This window comes from Falsirhodobacter sp. 20TX0035 (assembly GCF_028307215.1).
Classification (GTDB): Bacteria; Pseudomonadota; Alphaproteobacteria; order Rhodobacterales; family Rhodobacteraceae; genus Falsirhodobacter.
On the sequence record NZ_JAQMHV010000003.1, the window covers coordinates 149,468 to 169,072 of the forward strand.

The window sequence follows — 19,605 nt, forward strand, 5'->3', positions numbered from 1 at the left end:
ACGCATGCGGAGAGTCGGCCGATGAAGAAAGTTGAGGCGATCATCAAGCCCTTCAAGCTGGATGAAGTGAAGGAAGCGCTGCAGGCGGCCGGCGTCCAGGGACTTTCCGTGACCGAGGTGAAGGGGTTCGGGCGCCAGAAGGGCCATACCGAGCTGTATCGCGGGGCCGAATATGTCGTGGACTTCCTGCCCAAGGTGAAGATCGAGGTCGTCATTCCCGACGATCTGGTCGATGCCGCGGTCGAGGCCATCATCCAGGCCGCCCGCACGGAAAAGATCGGCGACGGAAAGATATTCGTCAGCCCGGTCGAACAAGCCATCCGCATCCGCACCGGTGAAACCGGCGACGACGCGGTCTGATCATCCCATTATCAAGTTTCACGGAGGGATAGAAACCTGATGAACGTCCAAGAAGTTCTGAGCCTGATGAAGGACGAGGAGGTCGAGTATGTCGACATCCGCTTCACCGATCCGAAGGGCAAGCTGCAGCACGTGACGCTGGTCGCCGATCTGGTCGATGAGGACTTCTTCGAAGAAGGCTTCATGTTCGACGGTTCGTCCATCGCGGGCTGGAAGTCGATCGACCAGTCGGACATGAAGCTGATCATCGATCCGGCTTCCGCCTACATCGATCCCTTCTATGCCGAGAAGACGCTGTGCGTGCACTGCAACGTGGTGGAGCCCGACACGAACGAGCCCTATGACCGCGACCCGCGGGGCACGGCCGTGAAGGCCGAGGCCTACCTGAAATCCTCGGGGATCGGCGACGCGTTCTATTGCGGTCCGGAAGCCGAGTTCTTCATCTTCGACGACGTCCGCTATTCCGTTTCGATGAACAAGGTGTCGTTCCAGGTGGACGCCATTGACGCGTCGTGGAACACCGACACCGTGTACGAGGGCGGCAACACCGGCCACCGTCCGGGCGTCAAGGGCGGCTACTTCCCGGTGAACCCGATCGACGACGCGCAGGACCTGCGCGGCGAAATGCTGTCCACCATGAAGCGAATGGGCATCAAGGTCGACAAGCACCACCACGAGGTCGCGTCCTGCCAGCACGAGCTGGGCATGATCTTCGGTGGTCTGGTCGAGCAGGCCGACAACATCCAGAAATACAAATACGTCATCCACAACGTCGCGCACGCCTATGGCAAGACCGTGACGTTCATGCCGAAACCCATCAAGGGCGACAACGGCACGGGGATGCACGTGAACATGTCGATCTGGAAGGACGGCAAACCCCTGTTCGCCGGTGACAAGTATGCCGACCTGAGCCAGGAAGCCCTGTTCTTCATCGGCGGCATCCTGAAGCACGCGAAGGCGCTGAACGCGATCACCAACCCGTCGACCAACAGCTACAAGCGTCTGATCCCGGGCTTCGAGGCGCCGGTTCTGCGCGCGTATTCGGCACGCAACCGTTCGGGCTGCGTCCGTATTCCGTGGACGGAATCGCCCAAGGCGAAACGCGTGGAAGCCCGCTTCCCCGATCCCTCGGCGAACCCCTACCTGGCCTTTGCGGCGCTGCTGATGGCCGGCTTGGACGGCATCAAGAACAAGATCGATCCGGGTCCGGCTTCGGACAAGGACCTTTACGATCTGCCGCCGGAAGAACTGGCCTCGATCCCGACCGTCTGCGGTTCGCTTCGCGAGGCGCTGGAGGAGCTGGAGAAGGACCACGAGTTCCTGCTGGCCGGCGACGTGTTCACGCGCGACCAGCTGGAAGGCTACATGGCCCTCAAGTGGGAAGAAGTGTACGCCTACGAGCATACGCCCCACCCGATCGAGTACCAGATGTACTACAGCTGCTGAGGCAGCCGGGCCGCCCTTCGGGGCGGCCTTTTTCGTTGCACGGCGGGCTTTGGTTGCGGTTCGGGGCCCGGCGGGCTATCCCGAAACGAAACCGCGAAGGAGCCTTATCATGCGTGCGTTCGTCTTCCCCGGGCAGGGTGCCCAGACCATCGGCATGGGCCGTGCCCTGGCCGACGCCTATCCGTCCGCGAAAGCGGTGTTCGAGGAGGTGGACGAGGCGCTGCAGGAAAAGCTGTCCGCGCTGATCTGGGACGGCGACATCGACACGCTGACCCTGACGATGAACGCGCAGCCGGCGCTGATGGCGACCTCCATCGCCGCGATGCGGGCGCTGGAGGCCGAGGGCGTGACGGTGGAGGCTGCGGACTTCGTGGCCGGCCATTCGTTGGGGGAATATTCGGCGCTGTGCGCGGCGGGCTCGCTGACGCTGACGGACACGGCGCGCCTGCTGCGGACGCGCGGCGCCGCGATGCAGGACGCCGTGCCGGTGGGCGTGGGCACTATGGCCGCGATCCTCGGCCTTGATTTCGAGACGGTGGTCGCGGTGGCCGAGGAGGCCGCGCAGGGCGAGGTGTGCCAGGCCGCCAACGACAACGACCCAAGCCAGGTCGTTGTGTCCGGCCACGTGGCGGCGGTGGAGCGGGCGATGGAGATCGCCAAGGCCCGCGGGGCCAAGCGCGCCCTGCTGCTGCCGGTGTCGGCGCCCTTCCATTGCGACCTGATGCAGCCTGCGGCCTCGGTCATGTCCGAGGCCCTGGCGGCCGTGGTGATCGACGCGCCGAAGGTGCCGGTGGTCGTCAACGTGCGGGCGGAGGCGGTGACCGAGCCCGACCGCATCCGCGCGCTGCTGATCGCCCAGATCACCGGGTCCGTGCGCTGGCGGGAATCGGTGCAGTACATGGAAGGCGCCGGCGTCACCCAGTTCTGGGAGATCGGTGCCGGCAAGGCGCTGTCGGGCATGATCAAGCGCATCGCCAAGGGGGCCGAGACGCGCGCGATCGGCACGCCCGAGGACGTGGCCGCGGCCCGGGCCGCACTGAACGCATAACAAGGAGCAGACAATGTTCGATCTGACGGGCAAGAACGCGCTGGTGACCGGCGCATCGGGTGGCATCGGCGCCGACATCGCGCGGGCGCTGCACAAGGCGGGCGCGGTTGTGGCGCTGTCGGGCACGCGCGAGGCGCCGCTGGCGGAACTCGCGGCCGAGCTGGGCGAGCGGGCGCATGTCGTGACCTGCAACCTTTCGGACGCCGCCGCCGTGGAGGCGCTGCCGAAGGCGGCGGCCGAGGCGATGGGGTCCGTGGACATCCTGGTGAACAACGCGGGCATCACGCGCGACAACCTGGCCATGCGGATGTCGGACGACGAATGGCAGTCGGTGATTGACGTGAACCTCACCTCCACCTTCCGGCTGTGCCGCGGGGTGCTGCGGGGCATGATGAAGGCGCGGTGGGGGCGGATCGTCAACATCACCTCCATCGTGGGGGCGACGGGCAATCCGGGGCAGGTGAACTATTCCGCGGCGAAGGCCGGGATGGTGGGCCTGTCCAAGAGCCTGGCCTTCGAAGTGGCCAGCCGCGGCATCACCGTGAACTGCGTGGCGCCGGGCTTTATCGCGACGGCGATGACGGACAAGCTGAACGACGACCAGAAGGGCCGGATCCTGGCGCAGATCCCGTCGGGACGCATGGGAACCCCGGCCGAGATCGCGGCGGCGGTGCTGTATCTGTCCAGTTCCGAGGCGGGCTATGTGACCGGTTCGACGCTGCACGTAAACGGCGGGATGGCCATGCTTTAATAACGCTTGAAAGCGTTTGCCTTGCCACATAACCCTTGCTATAGCGCGCTTTGAGACCACGGGGGCGGCAACGCCACCGGGGCACCCCGTCGCGCTGTCGGGACAACCGCCCTTTCGGGCAATGACAACTGGGACGGGACCGCTCCCGCAATGAATGAGGACATGGACATGAGCGACATCGCAGATCGCGTGAAGAAGATCGTCGTCGAGCATCTGGGCGTCGAAGAGGAAAAAGTGACCGAGAACGCGTCGTTCATCGACGATCTTGGCGCTGACAGCCTTGACACCGTTGAACTGGTGATGGCGTTCGAAGAAGAGTTCGGCATCGAGATCCCGGACGACGCGGCCGAGACGATCCAGACCTTCGGCGACGCCGTGAAGTTCATCTCGGAAGCGGCCTGATCACTTTCACGACCTGTGAAAAAGGCGCCCCGCGGGGCGCCTTTTTTCATTTGCGGAAGGCGGTGGCCAGCGCTTCGATCAGGTTCTCGGCGTCGTAGGGTTTGCGCACGATGGGAACGTTGCGCATCGTTTCGGGCAGGGCGGAGGTTTCGTCGTAGCCTGTGGCGAATACGAAGGGCGTACCGCGCGTGCGCAGCGCCTCGGCCACGGCGACGGAGGTTTCGGAGCCGAGGTTCACGTCCAGCATCGCCAGTTCGATCCCGCCGTTTTCCACGAGGTTCAGCGCCTGCGCCACGTTCCGCGCCAGCGAGATGCGCTTGAAGCCCGCCTCCTCCAGCATCGCTTCCACGTCCATGGCGATCAGCAGCTGGTCTTCCAGAAGCAGCACATGGGCGTCTTCGGGCACGGCGGGGGGGACCGCCCGAAGGGCGGTGGGGGTGGATGTCATGGCAGTCTCCTCAAACCGGACGAAACGGGCGGGAAGCACGAATTCGGCTTCCACCCCCGTGGGGCGATAATCAATAAAGGAACGGCCGCCCAGATCAAAGGGCAGGGAGCGTTCCAGAAGCAGCGAGCCGAAGCCGCTGCGGTCGGGCGCGACCACGGCGGGGCCGCCGCTTTCGCGCCATTGGACAAGGCAGTCGCCATCCTCGGACCGGGACCAGATCACCTCCAGCCGGCCGCCGGGGCGGGACAGGGCACCGTATTTGGCGGCGTTGGTCGCCATCTCGTGCAGGATCTGGGCCATGACGGAGAAGCCGCGGCTGTCGAGCAGCGCTTCGGGCCCTTCGAGGCGCATGACCGAGCTGCCGCGATAGGGGGCGAGTTCGGCCTGAAGGAGCGCCGAGAAGGAGCCGCCGCCGTCGCCGCGCATCACCTGGTCATGGGCAAAGGACAGCGCCTGGATGCGCCCCTTGAGCGAGGCGATGTAGGATTCGAGCGTGCGGCCTTCTTCCACCGGATGGCCGATGACGGACTTGATCACCGCGAGGATGTTCTTCACGCGGTGGTTCAGCTCGTCGTTGAGGACGCGCTGGCGCAGGGCGGCGCGGTCACGTTCCTCGGCCAGAAGCTCGTTGTGCAGAAGGACGATCTCCACCAGCGTGGTGCGCAGGGCGCGGGCGGTGTCGAGGTCATCCTCGGTCCAGGGGGCGGAGCGGCGGTGCACCTCCTCCTTCCACAGGGCGAAGCTGTGGCGGGGAGTCAGCCGGTCGCCCAAAGGGCCGGTTTCGTAGGTCTTTTCAGGGTTGCCGGCCCAGTTCACGGTGCGGACCTGTTCCTGGCGGAAGAACAGGATCCAGTCGCGCGCGATCTGGGATATGGGAACGGCCAGCACGCCGGCGGTCCGGCCGTGGAACGGTTCCGCCTGCGGCACGTGGTCGGCAAGGTTGTCGGTGAACCAGAATCCGTCCTCGGTCTGGCCCGCGACGTGGGACAGGATCGCGTCCAGCGCCGCGGCGTCCGGGACGGTGCCGGTGGAGGTGCTGTGGTCGTTCATCTTCACCACGACACCGTCGCATTCCAGAAGGCGTGCCAGATCCTCGATCCCGTTGGCAAGGACGTGCTGCACGTCCTGCGAGGTGTCGAGCCGCGACAGCTTCTGCATCTGGGCGCGGGTGCGGGCCGCACGGTCCAGCTTGCGCTTGCGCAGAAGGGCGCCGAGGTGGAGGGACAGGAACTCTCCGAACATCTCGGCCGCGACGCGGACGGCCATGGGCAGGGTGTGCGGCGTGTAGTGGTGGCAGGCGATCAGGCCCCAGAGAACGCCGTCCACGATGATGGAGATCGACATGGAGGCGCCAACGCCCATGTTGCGCAGGTATTCGCAGTGGATGGGGGAGACGGACCGAAGGTGGGCCTGCGACAGGTCCAGGGGCTGGCCAAGGAAGCGTTCCGGCGTGATGGGCACGCGTTCGGCCTGGACGTCCGAGATGACGCGGATCGTGTTGGTGAGGTAGAGGCGCCGCGCCTGGGCCGGAATGTCGGCGGCCGGGAAGTGCTGGCCGAGGAAGGATTCAAGGTGGGGCGCCTTTTCTTCCGCGATGACGCGACCGGAGCCGTTGGCGGCAAATTCGTAGACCATGACGCGGTCATAGCCAAGATGGGCGCGAATCAGGCGTGTCACCTCGGCGAAAAGGGCATCGGCCTCTTCGAACCCGCTGATGCGGTCCATCATCAGGCGCGCCAGTTGCAGCGGCGCGGTGTTGGTGGAGGCCGCCTCCATCTCCACCATCGTGGCCATGCCGTTGCTGTGCAGGGCCATGTCGACGCGGCGGCCGGAGGGGAGTTGGACGTCGAAGAGCAGGACGGGGCGGGTCTGTTCGGCGGTGAGGGCCAGCGCGTCCTGCAGGCGGGCGGTGACGGCCGGGCCGAGGAGCTGGATGGGCGCCTCGCCGTTGCGGACGGCCTCGCGGCCGATCAGCTGGGCGCTGTTGGCCGAATGCTGCTGCAGCCGTTGCAGTTGGAGGTCGAAGGCCAGAAGCGCGCCGTAGGGCTGGATGGTGCCCGGGATGTGGATCGGCTCGCGGTCGCAATTGGTGAGGGTGACGGGCTCGTTCATGTCGGCTCCTTGGCGAACGCGTCGCGGGCGAGGTCGAACGTGAGTGTGGCCCCGACGACGGCCTGATCGGCGTCAAAGGGTTCGGCCATGTCGAGGACGGACAGGAACGCGGTCCAGTTGGCCACGGTGCCGGACAGGTGCCGCGCGCCGAAGGTGGCGTCGAAGCCGAGGGTCTGGGCGCGCTTGCGCAGGATCTGGCTGCCGAGGGCGGCGCCTTCGAGGACGTAGAGGCGGCCGATCAGGGCGCTGCCGGACAAGGACGGGGCCGGCGTGGGATCGGGGAGCGGGAGGCCGAGGTCGGTCATGTCGCGGCGCAGGTCGTCCAGAAGCAGGCGGGGCCGCCAGGGGCTGAAGGCGACGCCCTTCAGAGCAGGCTCGACGGTGGCCCGGAACCGGAGGTTCGCGCGGAGGTAGGCGGCGTAGCTTTCGCGGTCGCCGAAGCCGCCCACGGCGGCGTCCAGCGCCGCGTGGGCTTCGGCCGTCGCGTCCCGCAACTGCCAGCGCCTGTTCGAAAGTCGTCCCGTCTGATCCATGGGGCGAACGTAGCGACCGGCTGCGCATGCGCAAGGCCTGTTTGCGCGCACTGGCGCGCCGGCGGATGTGGCTTATATTGCAGGGTTGTGCCGTCGCGTGTATCAGGCGCGAAAGTTTTCGGAAGGAAGTTCTGCATGCGTCGCGTTGTCGTCACGGGTCTGGGTCTTGTCACGCCTCTTGCGTCGGGCGTGGAGGAAACGTGGAAGCGTTTGCTGGAAGGGCAGTCCGGAGCGGGCACGATCACCCGTTTCGATCCGGTGAACGTCGTCACGAAATATGCCTGCGAAGTGCCCCGCGGCGACGGGACAAACGGAACGTTCAACCCGGACGACTGGATGGAGCCGAAGGACCAGCGCAAGGTCGACGACTTCATCATCTATGGCATGGCGGCGGCGGTTCAGGCCGTGAAGGATTCGGGCTGGGAGCCCGAGGACGAGGAAGGTCGCGCGCGCACGGGCGTGATGATCGGGTCGGGGATCGGGGGTTTGAGCACGATCGCCGAGACGGCGGTGCTGATCAAGGAGAAGGGTGCGAAACGCGTGTCGCCGTTCTTCATTCCGGGCTCTCTCATCAACCTCGTGTCGGGGCAGGTGTCGATCCGGTTCGGCTTCAAGGGGCCGAACCATGCGGTGGTGACGGCCTGCTCGACCGGGGCGCATGCCATCGGCGATGCGGCGCGGCTGATCGCGTTCGACGATGCGGACGTGATGGTGGCGGGCGGGGCGGAAAGCCCGATCAGCGAGATCGGGATTGCGGGCTTCAACGCGTGCAAGGCGCTGTCGACCAAGCGTGCGGACGAGCCGACGAAGGCGAGCCGGCCCTATGATGCAGACCGCGACGGGTTCGTCATGGGTGAAGGCGCCGGCATCGTGGTGCTGGAGGAATACGAGCACGCCAAGGCGCGCGGCGCGAAGATCTATGCCGAGGTGCTGGGCTATGGCATGTCGGGCGACGCCTATCACATCACGGCGCCGTCCGAGGATGGCGATGGCGGATACCGCGCGATGGAGGCGGCGCTGAAGCGTGCCGGGGTCGAGCCGTCGCAGGTCGATTACATCAACGCGCATGGCACCAGCACCATGGCCGACACGATCGAACTGGGCGCGGTGGAGCGGCTGTTGGGTGATCACGCGGCCGGGGCGACGATGAGCAGCACGAAATCGTCGATCGGGCACCTTCTGGGGGCGGCGGGATCCGTGGAGGCGATCTTCTGCGCACTGGCCATTCGCGACCAGATCGCGCCGCCGACGATCAACCTGGACACCCCGGCGATGGAACCGAAGCTGGATCTGGCGCCGAACAAGGCGGTGAAGCGCAAGATCGACATCGCACTGTCGAATTCGTTCGGGTTTGGCGGCACGAATGCGAGCCTGGTTCTGGGGCGGGTGCGCGACTGATGTGGAAATCTGTCGCCTCCAACGCGCTGACGCTGTTCATCGTCATTCTGGTTTTTGTGGCGGGGTTGGTTGCGTGGGGGCGGCAGACGTTCTTTGAGCCGGGGCCGCTGACGCAGGCGATCTGCCTGCGGGTGGACAAGGGGGCCTCCACCTCTGACGTGGCGGAGGCGCTGGCGGCGCAGGGGGCGATCGAGAACACCTATGTGTTCCGGATTGGCGCGGACTACACCGAAAAGTCGGGGCGCGAGAAGTTCGGGAGCTTCCTGATCCCGGCCAGTGCGTCGATGCCGCAGATCCTGGACATCGTGACCGCGGGCGGGCAATCGACCTGCGGGCGCGAGATCAACTATCAGATCGGCGTGGCGAACGCGCAGATGGTGTTGCGCGACCTGAACCCGGCCACGGGCCGGTTCGAGGAAGTGGCGAAATACGATCCCGCCGCGGGCGAGGCGCCGGAGGCGTTTGCGGGCGTCGAGGGAGAGGATCTGCGCCTGCGCGTGACGCTGGCGGAAGGCGTGACCAGCTGGCGGGTGGTGGACAGCTTGAAGCGGGCGGATTTCCTGACGGGCGATGTGGACAAGGTGCCGGCGGAAGGCAGCCTTGCGCCCGACAGCTACGAGGTCGTGGAGGGTCAGTCGCGGAGCGAGTTGCTGGCGGAGATGGCCGAACGGCAGACCCGCATCTTGGCCGATCTGTGGGTCGGGCGCGACGAGGGGCTGCCCTATGAGACGCCGGAGGAGGCGCTGGTCATGGCCTCTATCGTGGAGAAGGAGACGGGGATCGCGGGCGAGCGGCCGATGGTGGCCAGCGTCTTCGTGAACCGGCTGCGCGACGGGATGCGGCTTCAGACCGACCCGACCGTGATATATGGCGTGACGAAGGGCGAGGGCGTGCTGGGACGCGGGTTGCGGGCCAGCGAATTGCGCGCGCGCAATCCCTACAACACCTATGTCATCGACGGGCTGCCGCCGACGCCCATCGCCAATCCGGGGCGGCTGAGCATCGAGGCGACGCTGCATCCGGCGGATTCAGAGTATGTGTATTTCGTGGCGGACGGGACCGGCGGGCACGTGTTCGCCCGCACCTTAGACGAGCACAACGCCAACGTGGTCAAGTGGCGCGAGATCGAGCGGGAGCGCGGGCAGGCGCCGGCGGGCGGCGTGCAAACCGGAGAATAAACGGGCGGTAAACGCCCCGCGCGCGCAAGTATCTGAAATAACTTGACTTTGCGCGCGGCCTGAGGTATCACTACAGGCATGCTGGAAGACTGAACGAACGGCCTCGGGGGTGACCCGCGGGCCGTTTTTTCGTTGGCTCGTGCGGGCAGCATGAGAGGCGGGACGGGCATGAACATGGATCTCTCCATCGGAGAAGCTTCGCGAGTGGATCTGCTTGCGGAGACTGAGAGGCTGTATCGCGAGGTTGCCGAGGAGCTGGCCGTGGCCACGCGCCGAGTCAGCGAGGGCGACATGGGAGAAGTGGCGGGAGCGATGCGGGCAATGAAGGATCTGCGCGCCGCGTTCCAGATGGTGATGGAAGAAAGGACACGGGTTGAGAAACTTCGCAAGCAGGCCGGCGGCGTCGTCAACGAATACGCCCTCGACCTTGACGCCGCACGCGATGAGATCGGGCGCCGGCTGGCTCGCCTCCGCGGCGCAGGATGAGGTGGATGCCTTTCTGGAAGGTCTGGGGGACAATGCGCTGATGGCGTTGCCGTGGCTGTTCGAGTTCTGGGCGCTGGCGCATCAGCTGCCGCCCGATGGCGCGTGGAAGAGCTGGGTGATCATGGGGGGGCGCGGGGCGGGGAAGACCCGCGCCGGGTCCGAATGGGTGCGGGCGGAGGTGGAAGGGGCGCGGCCGCTGGATCCGGGCCGGTCGCATCGCGTGGCGCTGGTAGGGGAGACGATCGACCAGGTGCGCGAGGTGATGGTGTTCGGGGAAAGCGGGATCCTTGCCTGCTGCCCGCCCGACCGGCGGCCCGTGTGGGAGGCGGGGCGGCGGCGGCTTGTCTGGCCGAACGGGGCGGTGGCTCAGGTGTTTTCGGCGCATGAGCCGGAGAGTTTGCGCGGGCCGCAGTTCGATGCGGCCTGGGTGGACGAGCTGGCGAAGTGGAAGAAGGCGGAGGAGACCTGGGACATGCTGCAATTTGCGCTGCGGCTGGGGGATCATCCGCGGCAGGTGATCACGACGACGCCGCGCAACGTGGGCGTGCTGAAGACGATCCTGAAGAACCCGTCGACCGTGGTGACCCATGCGCCGACCGAGGCGAACCGCGCTTATCTGGCGGCAAGCTTTCTGGAGGAGGTGCGGGCGCGTTACGAGGGCACGCGGTTGGGCCGGCAGGAGCTGGACGGGGTGTTGCTGGAGGATGTGGAGGGGGCCTTGTGGACGACACCGGCGCTGGAGGCGGGCCGGCTGGACCGGGCGCCGAAGCTGGACCGGATCGTGGTGGCGGTAGATCCGCCCGTGACGGGGCATGCGGGGTCGGATGAGTGCGGGATCGTCGTTGTTGGCGCGGTGACGGAGGGGCCGCCGCAGAACTGGCGCGCGGTGGTGCTGGAGGATGCCAGCGTGACGGCGGCGAGCCCGGACGCCTGGGCGCGGGCGGCTTTGGCGGCGATGGAGCGGCACGGGGCGGACCGGCTGGTGGCGGAGGTGAACCAGGGCGGCGATCTGGTGGAAACCGTGATTCGGCAGATCGATCCGCTGGTGCCGTTCCGCGCGGTGCGCGCGACCAAGGGCAAGGTGGCGCGGGCGGAGCCGATCGCCGCGCTGTATGAGCAGGGGCGGGTAAAGCACCTGCGGGGCCTTGCGCGGCTGGAGGACCAGATGTGCCGCATGACGGTGCGCGGCTATGACGGGAAGGGGTCGCCCGACCGGGTGGATGCGCTTGTCTGGGCGGTGTGGGAGCTGATGGTGGAGCCTTCCTCGGTGTATCGCCGCCCGCAGATCCGGGGGCTGTAGGGCACCGCGCGGAGGTATTAAGCGGCGTTAACGCTTTCGCCGTAGATTGCCTTCAACGGACAAGGAAGTCCGGTTCTGACAACGAAGACGAAGCGGCCGCGCCCCCTTGGCGCGGACCGGAGGCGGCTTGCCCGGATGGAGGTGCGGATGTTCGATTTCCTGAAGCGGGGCGCGGCGCAGGTGCCGGAGGCGAAGGCCTCGGCCACCGGGCCCGTGATCTCGTATCAGAGTTCGGGGCGCGTGGCGTGGAGCCCGCGCGACACGGTGAGCCTGACGAAGACCGGGTTCCAGGCGAACCCGATCGCGTTCCGGGCGGTGAAGCTGATCTCGGAGGCGGCGGCGGCGTTGCCGATGGTATTGCAGGATGCGGAGCGCCGGTATGACCTGCATCCGGTTCTGGACCTGATGCGCCGTCCGAATGCGGCGATGGGACGGGCCGAGTGGTTCGAGGCGCTGTACGCGCAGCTTCTGCTGTCCGGCAACGCCTATCTGGAGGCGGTGCCGGGGGCGCTGCTGCCGGGCGAGCTGCACGTTCTGCGGTCGGACCGCATGAGCTTGGTGCCGGGGCCGGACGGGTGGCCGGTGGCCTATGACTATACCGTGGCGGGGCGGAGCCTGCGGTTTGACATGACGGGGGGCTTCCAGCCGATCTGCCACATCAAGAGCTTCCACCCCCAGGACGATCATTACGGGTTGTCGCCGATGCAGGCGGCGGCGGTGGCGCTGGATGTCCACAACTCGGCCTCGCGCTGGTCGAAGGCGTTGCTGGACAATGCGGCGCGGCCGTCGGGGGCGATCATCTACAAGGGCGTGGACGGGCAGGGCGCGCTGTCGACGGACCAGTACGACCGGCTGGTGACCGAGATCGAGATGAACCATCAGGGCGCGCGCAATGCCGGGCGGCCGATGCTTCTGGAAGGCGGGCTTGATTGGAAGCCGATGGGGTTCAGCCCGTCGGACATGGAGTTCCACGAGACGAAGCTGGCGGCGGCGCGCGAGATCGCCATCGCATTTGGCGTGCCGCCCATGATCCTGGGCATCCCGGGGGATGCGACCTATGCCAATTATCAGGAGGCGAACCGTGCATTCTATCGGCTGACGGTTCTGCCCTTGGCGGCAAAGGTGGCGGCGGCGGTGTCGCACTGGCTGTCGTCGTTTTCGGGCGAGGAGGTCGAGTTGCGGCCGGATCTGGACCAGGTGCCGGCCTTGGCCGCGGAGCGTGATCAGCAATGGGCGCGTGTGGGCGAGGCCGACTTTCTGACCGTGGCCGAGAAGCGGATGCTTCTGGGGCTTCCGAGGGTTCCGGAGGAATGAGGGAAACCGGATCGCGCTTCTTGTACGACAGTTTCGATGCGGCTTCGGCGCGCATCGAGGCGAACGAGCGCGTGTCCGAGCAACGCTGGACCGGGCTGGAATACCGCCTTGTCCAGATCGAGGGCACGCTGGACCGGCTGGAGCGGCGCGTCTGGCTGGGTGTTTACGGTGTCGCGGCGTTTCTGCTGACGCAAGGGGCGGAAGCGCTGATCCAATCGGCGATGAGGTGAGGATGAACGGATTTCATGGAGCGCCCGAGCGCAAGTTCCACGCCACCGGCACGCTGGAGGTGCGGGGCGGCGTGATCGAGGGCTATGCCTCGCGGTTCGGGTTGCGCGATCAGGGGGGCGACGTGGTTCTGCCCGGCGCCTATGGCGGCAGCCTGGCGCGTCTGGGTGACCGGCGCGTGAAGATGCTGTGGCAGCACGACGCGGGCGAGCCCATCGGCGTCTGGGACGAGGTGCGCGAGGACGCCACGGGCCTGTTCGTGAAGGGCCGGATCCTGCCCGACGTGGCCCGGGGCCGCGAGGCCATCGCCTTGCTCGATGCAGGGGCCATCGACGGGCTGTCCATCGGGTACCGCACCGTGCGGGCCGAACGGGATGCCAAGGGTCGGCAGCTTGCGGAGCTGGATCTGTGGGAGGTGTCGCTTGTGACCTTCCCCATGCAGATGGAGGCCCGCGTGCAGGCCAAGAGCGACGATGTCCACGGCTGGCGCCAGATCGCCGCCGTGATCCGCGAGGCGACGGCCGAGATCGCCGCGCGCTGACGATTTTCACGACAATGGAGGGTGAAATGACCGAGACGAAGTCCCGGACCGGAGGCGGCATGCCGGACGATCCGGCGTCCGAGATGGCTGCGGCCATGAGCGGGTTCATCAGTGAACTCAAGGGTTTCAAGACCGACGTATCGAAATCGCTGCAGAAACAGGAAGAGCGACTGACCATGCTGAACGCCAAGACGATGTCCTATGGCCGCCCGGCCCTTTCCACCGCCGCCGAGGTCGAGGTGCCGCATCAGAAGGCGTTCAACGCCTATCTGCGTTCGGGCGACGATGACGGGCTGCGTGGCCTGACGCTGGAAGGCAAGGCGCTGAGCACTTCGGTTGCGGCGGATGGCGGCTATCTGGTCGATCCGCGCACGGCGGAGACGATCCGTTCGATGCTGGTGTCCACCGCGTCGATCCGCGCCATCGCCAATGTGGTGAACGTGGAGGCCAGCTCCTATGACGTGCTGATCGACCGTTCGGAAGTGGGTTCGGGCTGGGCGACCGAGACGGCCGGTCTGACCGAGACGGCAACGCCGGCGATCGAGCGCATCTCCATCCGGCTGCACGAGCTGTCGGCCATGCCGAAGGCGAGCCAGCGCCTGCTGGACGACAGCGCCTTCGACGTGGAAGGCTGGCTGGCCGGCAAGATCGCCACGCGCTTCATGCGTGCGGAATCGGCGGCCTTCGTGTCGGGCGACGGCGTGGACAAGCCGACGGGCTTCCTGACGGCGGCGAAGGTGGCCAACGCCTCGTGGACGTGGGGCAGCCTCGGTTACGTCACCTCGGGCGCGGCATCGGACTTCGCGTCGACCAATCCGGCCGATTGCATCGTGAACCTGGTCTATTCGCTGCAGGCGCAGTACCGGGCGAACGCGAACTTCGTCATGAACTCGAAGACCGCCGGGGCCGTGCGCAAGATGAAGGACGCGGATGGCCGCTTCCTGTGGTCGGACGGTCTGGCCGCCGGTCAGCCGGCGCACCTGATGGGCTATCCGGTCCTGATCTGCGAGGACATGCCGGACATCGCGGCCAACGCCTTTGCCGTCGCCTTCGGTGATTTCGCGGCCGGCTACACCATCGCCGAGCGTCCGGACCTGCGCCTGCTGCGCGATCCCTTCTCGGCCAAGCCGCACGTGCTGTTCTATGCCACCAAGCGCGTGGGCGGCAACGTCACCGATTACGCGGCGATCAAGCTGCTGAAATTCGCGACCTCGTAAGAGGTTCGTGAATGGGCGCCGCCACCGTGCTTTCCAGCTGTCCCCTCCGTTCGAGCGGTGCGGCGGCGGCGCCCCCCTTTCATTTTCGAGGAGTTGCGATGAACCTGATCGAGGAGAGCCCCGTCGCCGCCGACGCGCTGCCCATCGCCGCGCTGAAGGAGCATCTGCGGCTGGGCACCGGATTTGCGGATGACGGCTTGCAGGACCGTCTGGTGGAAAGCCATCTGCGCGCGGCACTGGCCACGATCGAGGGCCGGACCGGGAAGGCGCTGATCGCGCGGTCGTTCCGCCTGGTGCTGGGGCACTGGCGGGACGGGATGTCGCAGGCGCTGCCCTTGGCGCCGGTCGCGTCGGTTCAGGCGCTGCGCGTGGGCGGGGTGGAGGTTGCCTCTGCCGCTTGGTGGCTGGCGGAGGACATGCATCGTCCGCGCCTTGTGGGCCGTTCAGGTCTGCCGGTGATCCCCGAGGGGAAAAGCGCGGAGGTCGTGTTCACCGCGGGCTTCGGCGCGTGGGAGGCGGTGCCGGCGGATCTGGCGCAGGCGGTGATGCTGCTGGCGGCGGAATATTACGAGGTGCGCCACGAGGCCGGGCTGCGCGTGTCGGCCTTGCCGATGCAGGTTGCGACCCTGATCGAGCGGTGGCGGATCGTGCGCCTGCTGGGGGGTGCGGTATGCGGATGAACCGTGCGCTGGTGCTGGAGGCGCCGGTGGATGCGCCAGACGGTGCCGGCGGCCGCAGCCGGACCTGGAGCGCGCTGGGCACGCTTTGGGCGGATGTTCAGGCGGGTGCGGTCAAGGACGGCGTGGTGGCCCTGAAGGTTCGCGTACGGGCGGCGGCCGTGGGCGCGCCCTCGCGCCCCGTGACGGGGCAGCGGTTTCGAGTGGGCGAGCGCGTATTCCCCATCCTTGGTGTGACCGAGGAGGACCGGATCCTGACCTGCCATGCGGAGGGCGTGCTGTGAGCTACACCACTGCGGCGGCACTTCAGGCCGCGATCCACGGGCGTTTGACGGCGGCGCTGGATGTGCCGGTTCTGGACGCCGCGCCGGACGGGGAGCCGGGGACTTGGGTCCTGATCGGACCGGAGGATGTGCGGGACCGTTCGGACAAGAGCGGTGCGGGCGCCGAGCATCGGCTGGTGCTGACCGTCCGGTCCGACGCCGAGGGATTCCTGCGGGCCAAAGGGGTGGCGGGCGCGATCTGCGACGCCCTGGCCGCGCCGATGCAGATGACGCGGGGCCGGATCGCGGCCCTGTGGTTCGACCGGGCGGTGGCGCGGCGCGAGGACGCCGGGCGCACACGCCGCATCGACCTGACCTTCCGTGCGAGGGTCGAAGACAGCACAGGAGAGGCGTAGATGGCCGTTCAGAACGGAAAAGACCTGCTGATCAAGCTGGACATGACGGGCGACGGGCAGTTCGAGACCGTGGCGGGGCTGCGCGCGTCGCGTATCAGCTTCAACGCCGAGACGGTGGATGTCACGAGCCTGGAAAGCGCTGGCGGCTGGCGGGAGTTGCTGGGCGGGGCCGGTGTGCGCTCGGCCGCCCTGTCCGGTTCGGGCGTGTTCCGGGATGCGGCGACGGATGAACGCGCGCGCCAGATCTTCTTTGACGGCGAGGTTCCGAACTTCCAGGTCATCATCCCCGGGTTCGGGGTGGTGCAGGGCGCGTTCATGATCACGGCGATCGAATACGCCGGCAGCCATAACGGCGAGGCGACGTACGAGATGACCATGGCCTCGGCCGGGGCGCTGACATTCACGGCGCTGGCATGAACCCGTTTGCCGGAGAGGTGGCGCTGGTCATCGATGGGCAGCGCCACGTGGCCAAGCTGACATTGGGGGCCTTGGCGGAGCTGGAGGACGTGTTGCAGGCCGACAGCCTGATCGCGCTGATCCAGCGGTTCGAGGAGGGACGCTTCACCACCCGTGACGTGCTGGCCGTGGTTGTGGCCGGTTTGCGTGGTGGTGGGTGGTCGGGGCACGCGTCCGACCTGATGACGGCGGAGATCGCGCCTGCCGAGGCGGCGCGATCGGCGGCGCTGCTTCTGGCGCGGGCGTTCGCCCTGCCATGATCGCCCCGACGCGGATGGATTGGCCGGGCCTGATGCGGGCGGGACTGCACGGTCTGGGCCTGCAACCGAACCAGTTCTGGCGCCTGACACCCCTGGAACTGCGGATCATGCTGGGGGCCGAGCAGGCGGCCCCGCTTTCCCGCGCGCGGCTGGAGGAACTGGCCCGCGCTTTCCCCGACAAAGGAGACGACCTTGGCCAAGATCGAGGATCTTGAGGAGCAGGTGATCGCGCTGGAATCGACCCTCGGGTCGGTGTCCGGGATGGTGGGCACGTTCGAGGGGGAACTGTCGCGGATGCGCGAGACAATGACCTTCACCGGCCGCGAGGCCGAGCGGTTGTCGAGCAGCATCGGCGGCGGCGTCCGGAACGCGTTCAACGGGCTGGTCTTTGACGGCGACAAGCTGTCGACCGCGTTGAAGTCCATCGGGCAGTCCATCACGCAGGCGGTTTACAAGACGGCGACGAAGCCGGTGGAGACGGCGATGGGATCTCTCATCACCGGTGGGATGAACGCATTGATGGGCGGGGCCATGCCCTTTGCCAAGGGCGGCGCCTTCAGCCAGGGGCGGGTGATGCCGTTCGCCAAGGGGGGTGTCGTCTCCTCTCCGGTGACGTTTCCCATGCGGGGGGCGACGGGCCTGATGGGAGAGGCGGGACCGGAAGCAATCATGCCGCTGACGCGCGGGGCCGACGGGCGGCTGGGCGTGGCGTCGCAAGGCGGGGGGCGGGCCGTCAACATCACCATGAACGTGAGCTCGCCCGATGTGGCGGGCTTCCAGCGCAGCCAGGTGCAGATCGCGGCGCAGGTCAGCCGGGCGCTGTCGCGCGGGCAGAGGAACAGGTAGATGGCATTTCACGAGATACGGTTTCCGGCGAACCTTTCGTTCGGATCGGTGGGCGGGCCGGAGCGGCGCACGGACATCGTGACGCTGGCCAACGGGTTCGAGGAGCGGAACTCTCCCTGGGCGCATGCGCGGCGGTATTATGACGCGGGGGTGGGGCTGCGGTCCTTGGACGACGTGGCCGCGCTGATCGCGTTCTTTGAGGCGCGTCAGGGGCGACTGCACGGGTTTCGCTGGAAGGACTGGGCGGACTTCAAGTCGTGCCTGCCGTCAGGCACCGTCGGGCCGCGCGATCAGTTCGTCGCGCGCGGGGACGGGCAGTCGGTGACGTTCCAGCTGATGAAGACCTACACCTCGGGCGCGCAGAGCTATGACCGCGTGATCTCCAAGCTGGTGGAGGGCACGGTGCAGGTGGCGCTGGGCGGGGACGTGAAGGTGGCCGGGCTGGATTTCACGGCCGATGCACAGAAAGGCACCATCACCTTTGCCGTGGCGCCGGCCGTGGGGGCCGAGATCCGGGCCGGGTTCGAGTTCGACGTGCCGGTGCGGTTCGACACGGACCGCATCCAGACCTCGGTGTCCTCATTCCAGGCGGGGGAGGTGCCGAACGTGCCGATCGTGGAGGTGCGGGTATGAGCCTGTCCGAGCATCTGGCGCTGGGCGCCACGACGACGTGCCGAGCCTGGGCCGTGACGCGGCGGGACGGCGTGACGCTGGGTTTTACCGATCACGACCGCGATCTGGCGTTTGAGGGGGTGGTATTTCTTGCCTCGACCGGGGTGACGGCGCGGGCGTTGCAGCAGTCCACGGGCCTGTCGGTGGACAACAGCGAGGCCGTGGGCGCGCTGACTGATGGCGGCGTGACCGAGGTGGACATTCTGGCCGGCCGTTATGACGGGGCTGAGGTGCGCTGCTGGCTGGTGAACTGGGCGGATGTGGCCCAGCGCCGGTTGGAGTTCCGGGGGCAGATCGGCGACATCACCCGCGCAGGCGGCGCCTTTCAGGCGGAGCTTCGCGGCTTGGCCGATCTGCTGAACCAGCCGCAGGGGCGGGTCTTCCAGCGGGGCTGTTCCGCCGTTCTGGGGGATCGGGCCTGCGGGGTGGATCTGGCAAAAACGGGCTATGCCGCCGAGGTGGAGGTGGAAGCGGTCGAGGATCGGCGCGTGTTCACTTTTAGTTCTCTTTCCGCCTTTGACGACAGATGGTTCGAACGGGGGCGTTTCCTCGTCCTGAGCGGTTCGGCCGAAGGGGTGATCGGCGTCGTGAAGAACGACCGTCTGGAGGCGGACGGGCGGTGGGTGGAGTTGTGGCAGGCGCTGGGTCCTTCCGTTGCCCCGGGCGACCGTGTCCGGATTGAGACGGGGTGTGATCGGCGGTTCGAGACGTGCCGGCTGAAGTTCGCCAACCTGACGAACTTCCAGGGCTTTCCTCATATTCCGGGCGAGGACTGGTTGGCGTCATACCCGACCTCCGGATCGCCCCATGACGGGGGGAGCCTGTTCCGATGAACCCCTACGTAACCGAGGCGCGGCGCTGGATCGGCACGCCCTATCTGCATCAGGCCGACACCCGCAGTGCGGGCACCGACTGTCTGGGGCTGGTGCGGGGGGTCTGGCGTCATGTTCTGGGGGCGGAGCCGGAAACGGTTCCGCCCTATACCGCCGACTGGTCCGAGCCTTCGGGCGATGAGGTCCTGTGGCGCGCGGCGCGGCGGTGGCTTGTTCCGCAGGCCGACCTTATCCCGCGGACCGGCGATGTGCTTCTGTTCCGTATGCGCGCCAACAGCGTGGCCAAGCATCTTGGCATCTTCAGCGGCGAGGCCCGGTTCATCCATGCCTATACGGGGCATGGCGTGATCGAGAGCCCGCTTTCGACCCCTTGGGCGAGCCGTCTCGTGGCCCGCTTCGCGTTTCCCGAAAGGATCTGAC

At 67.1% G+C, this 19,605-nt stretch carries 25 protein-coding genes; 23 read left to right on the plus strand and 2 right to left on the minus strand.

Going from position 1 to position 19,605, the window contains the following annotated elements; translation table 11 throughout:
* Positions 1-21: 21 nt before the first annotated feature.
* The 5 genes from PIJ50_RS06065 (at position 22) to PIJ50_RS06085 (ending at position 4,007) form a co-directional block, all read left to right on the plus strand.
* Positions 22-360, plus strand: coding sequence for a P-II family nitrogen regulator (locus PIJ50_RS06065; RefSeq protein WP_271973614.1), 339 nt, complete (start codon positions 22-24; stop codon positions 358-360).
* Positions 361-399: 39 nt separating this feature from the next.
* Entirely contained in the window at positions 400-1,806 is a 1,407-nt protein-coding gene (gene glnA / locus PIJ50_RS06070) for a type I glutamate--ammonia ligase (RefSeq protein WP_271973616.1), read from the plus strand.
* Between the two features lie 106 nt (positions 1,807-1,912).
* Complete coding sequence (gene fabD, locus PIJ50_RS06075; RefSeq protein ID WP_271973809.1) at positions 1,913-2,854, plus strand: ACP S-malonyltransferase; 942 nt, start codon at positions 1,913-1,915, stop codon at positions 2,852-2,854.
* Between the two features lie 13 nt (positions 2,855-2,867).
* Positions 2,868-3,605: a 3-oxoacyl-ACP reductase FabG gene (fabG, locus tag PIJ50_RS06080; RefSeq protein ID WP_271973618.1), complete on the plus strand. Its 738-nt coding sequence runs from the start codon at positions 2,868-2,870 to the stop codon at positions 3,603-3,605.
* A gap of 168 nt (positions 3,606-3,773) precedes the next feature.
* Complete coding sequence (locus tag PIJ50_RS06085; protein WP_002719616.1) at positions 3,774-4,007, plus strand: acyl carrier protein; 234 nt, start codon at positions 3,774-3,776, stop codon at positions 4,005-4,007.
* 46 nt (positions 4,008-4,053) lie between these two features.
* On the opposite strand, the gene PIJ50_RS06090 is transcribed toward PIJ50_RS06085, so the two are convergent.
* Both PIJ50_RS06090 and PIJ50_RS06095 read right to left on the minus strand, forming a co-directional pair.
* Positions 4,054-6,567, minus strand: coding sequence for an HWE histidine kinase domain-containing protein (locus PIJ50_RS06090; RefSeq protein WP_271973624.1), 2,514 nt, complete (start codon positions 6,565-6,567; stop codon positions 4,054-4,056).
* Entirely contained in the window at positions 6,564-7,061 is a 498-nt protein-coding gene (locus PIJ50_RS06095) for a biliverdin-producing heme oxygenase (RefSeq protein WP_271973626.1), read from the minus strand. The genes PIJ50_RS06090 and PIJ50_RS06095 overlap by 4 nt, the downstream gene beginning before the upstream one ends.
* Positions 7,062-7,235: 174 nt before the next feature.
* Between PIJ50_RS06095 and fabF the strand changes: the two genes are divergently transcribed.
* The 18 genes from fabF to PIJ50_RS06185 all read left to right on the plus strand — a co-directional run bounded on the left by fabF (position 7,236) and on the right by PIJ50_RS06185 (position 19,604).
* Positions 7,236-8,498 carry a beta-ketoacyl-ACP synthase II gene (gene fabF / locus PIJ50_RS06100; protein WP_271973628.1) on the plus strand — a complete coding sequence of 421 codons (1,263 nt, stop codon included), beginning with the start codon at positions 7,236-7,238 and terminating at the stop codon, positions 8,496-8,498.
* Positions 8,498-9,676, plus strand: a complete 1,179-nt coding sequence (gene mltG / locus PIJ50_RS06105; RefSeq protein ID WP_271973630.1) for an endolytic transglycosylase MltG — start codon at positions 8,498-8,500, stop codon at positions 9,674-9,676. The genes fabF and mltG overlap by 1 nt, the downstream gene beginning before the upstream one ends.
* Before the next feature lie 168 nt (positions 9,677-9,844).
* Positions 9,845-10,162, plus strand: a complete 318-nt coding sequence (locus PIJ50_RS06110) for a hypothetical protein (RefSeq protein WP_271973632.1) — start codon at positions 9,845-9,847, stop codon at positions 10,160-10,162.
* Positions 10,119-11,462, plus strand: coding sequence for a DNA-packaging protein (locus PIJ50_RS06115; RefSeq protein WP_271973634.1), 1,344 nt, complete (start codon positions 10,119-10,121; stop codon positions 11,460-11,462). The genes PIJ50_RS06110 and PIJ50_RS06115 overlap by 44 nt, the downstream gene beginning before the upstream one ends.
* Before the next feature lie 147 nt (positions 11,463-11,609).
* A complete protein-coding gene (locus tag PIJ50_RS06120) occupies positions 11,610-12,776 on the plus strand; it encodes a phage portal protein (RefSeq protein ID WP_271973636.1) in 1,167 nt (388 codons plus the stop codon).
* Entirely contained in the window at positions 12,773-13,006 is a 234-nt protein-coding gene (locus PIJ50_RS06125; protein WP_271973638.1) for a GTA head formation protein, RCAP_rcc01685 family, read from the plus strand. Before PIJ50_RS06120 ends, PIJ50_RS06125 begins: the two co-directional genes overlap by 4 nt.
* A gap of 2 nt (positions 13,007-13,008) precedes the next feature.
* Positions 13,009-13,545 carry an HK97 family phage prohead protease gene (locus PIJ50_RS06130; protein ID WP_271973639.1) on the plus strand — a complete coding sequence of 179 codons (537 nt, stop codon included), beginning with the start codon at positions 13,009-13,011 and terminating at the stop codon, positions 13,543-13,545.
* A gap of 26 nt (positions 13,546-13,571) precedes the next feature.
* A complete protein-coding gene (locus PIJ50_RS06135) occupies positions 13,572-14,762 on the plus strand; it encodes a phage major capsid protein (protein WP_271973640.1) in 1,191 nt (396 codons plus the stop codon).
* A gap of 98 nt (positions 14,763-14,860) precedes the next feature.
* Positions 14,861-15,442 (plus strand): head-tail connector protein, encoded by a 582-nt coding sequence (locus PIJ50_RS06140; protein ID WP_271973641.1) that lies wholly within the window; start codon positions 14,861-14,863, stop codon positions 15,440-15,442.
* The gene (locus tag PIJ50_RS06145; RefSeq protein WP_271973642.1) at positions 15,433-15,723 is read left to right on the plus strand and encodes a head-tail adaptor protein; all 291 of its coding nucleotides are present in this window, start codon (positions 15,433-15,435) and stop codon (positions 15,721-15,723) included. Before PIJ50_RS06140 ends, PIJ50_RS06145 begins: the two co-directional genes overlap by 10 nt.
* Complete coding sequence (locus PIJ50_RS06150; RefSeq protein WP_271973643.1) at positions 15,720-16,118, plus strand: DUF3168 domain-containing protein; 399 nt, start codon at positions 15,720-15,722, stop codon at positions 16,116-16,118. The genes PIJ50_RS06145 and PIJ50_RS06150 overlap by 4 nt, the downstream gene beginning before the upstream one ends.
* Positions 16,119-16,535, plus strand: a complete 417-nt coding sequence (locus PIJ50_RS06155; protein WP_271973645.1) for a phage major tail protein, TP901-1 family — start codon at positions 16,119-16,121, stop codon at positions 16,533-16,535. It abuts the gene before it with no gap.
* Complete coding sequence (locus PIJ50_RS06160; protein ID WP_271973647.1) at positions 16,532-16,834, plus strand: gene transfer agent family protein; 303 nt, start codon at positions 16,532-16,534, stop codon at positions 16,832-16,834. Before PIJ50_RS06155 ends, PIJ50_RS06160 begins: the two co-directional genes overlap by 4 nt.
* A complete protein-coding gene (locus tag PIJ50_RS06165; RefSeq protein WP_271973648.1) occupies positions 16,831-17,049 on the plus strand; it encodes a rcc01693 family protein in 219 nt (72 codons plus the stop codon). The genes PIJ50_RS06160 and PIJ50_RS06165 overlap by 4 nt, the downstream gene beginning before the upstream one ends.
* A complete protein-coding gene (locus PIJ50_RS06170; RefSeq protein WP_271973649.1) occupies positions 17,027-17,680 on the plus strand; it encodes an RcGTA-type gene transfer agent tail tape measure protein in 654 nt (217 codons plus the stop codon). The genes PIJ50_RS06165 and PIJ50_RS06170 overlap by 23 nt, the downstream gene beginning before the upstream one ends.
* A complete protein-coding gene (locus PIJ50_RS06175; RefSeq protein ID WP_271973651.1) occupies positions 17,681-18,313 on the plus strand; it encodes a DUF2460 domain-containing protein in 633 nt (210 codons plus the stop codon). It begins immediately after the preceding gene.
* Positions 18,310-19,185 carry a phage/gene transfer agent baseplate hub protein gene (locus tag PIJ50_RS06180; RefSeq protein ID WP_271973653.1) on the plus strand — a complete coding sequence of 292 codons (876 nt, stop codon included), beginning with the start codon at positions 18,310-18,312 and terminating at the stop codon, positions 19,183-19,185. Before PIJ50_RS06175 ends, PIJ50_RS06180 begins: the two co-directional genes overlap by 4 nt.
* On the plus strand, positions 19,182-19,604 hold the full coding sequence (locus PIJ50_RS06185; RefSeq protein ID WP_271973655.1) for an NlpC/P60 family protein: 423 nt from the start codon (positions 19,182-19,184) through the stop codon (positions 19,602-19,604). The genes PIJ50_RS06180 and PIJ50_RS06185 overlap by 4 nt, the downstream gene beginning before the upstream one ends.
* Position 19,605: the final 1 nt, after the last annotated feature.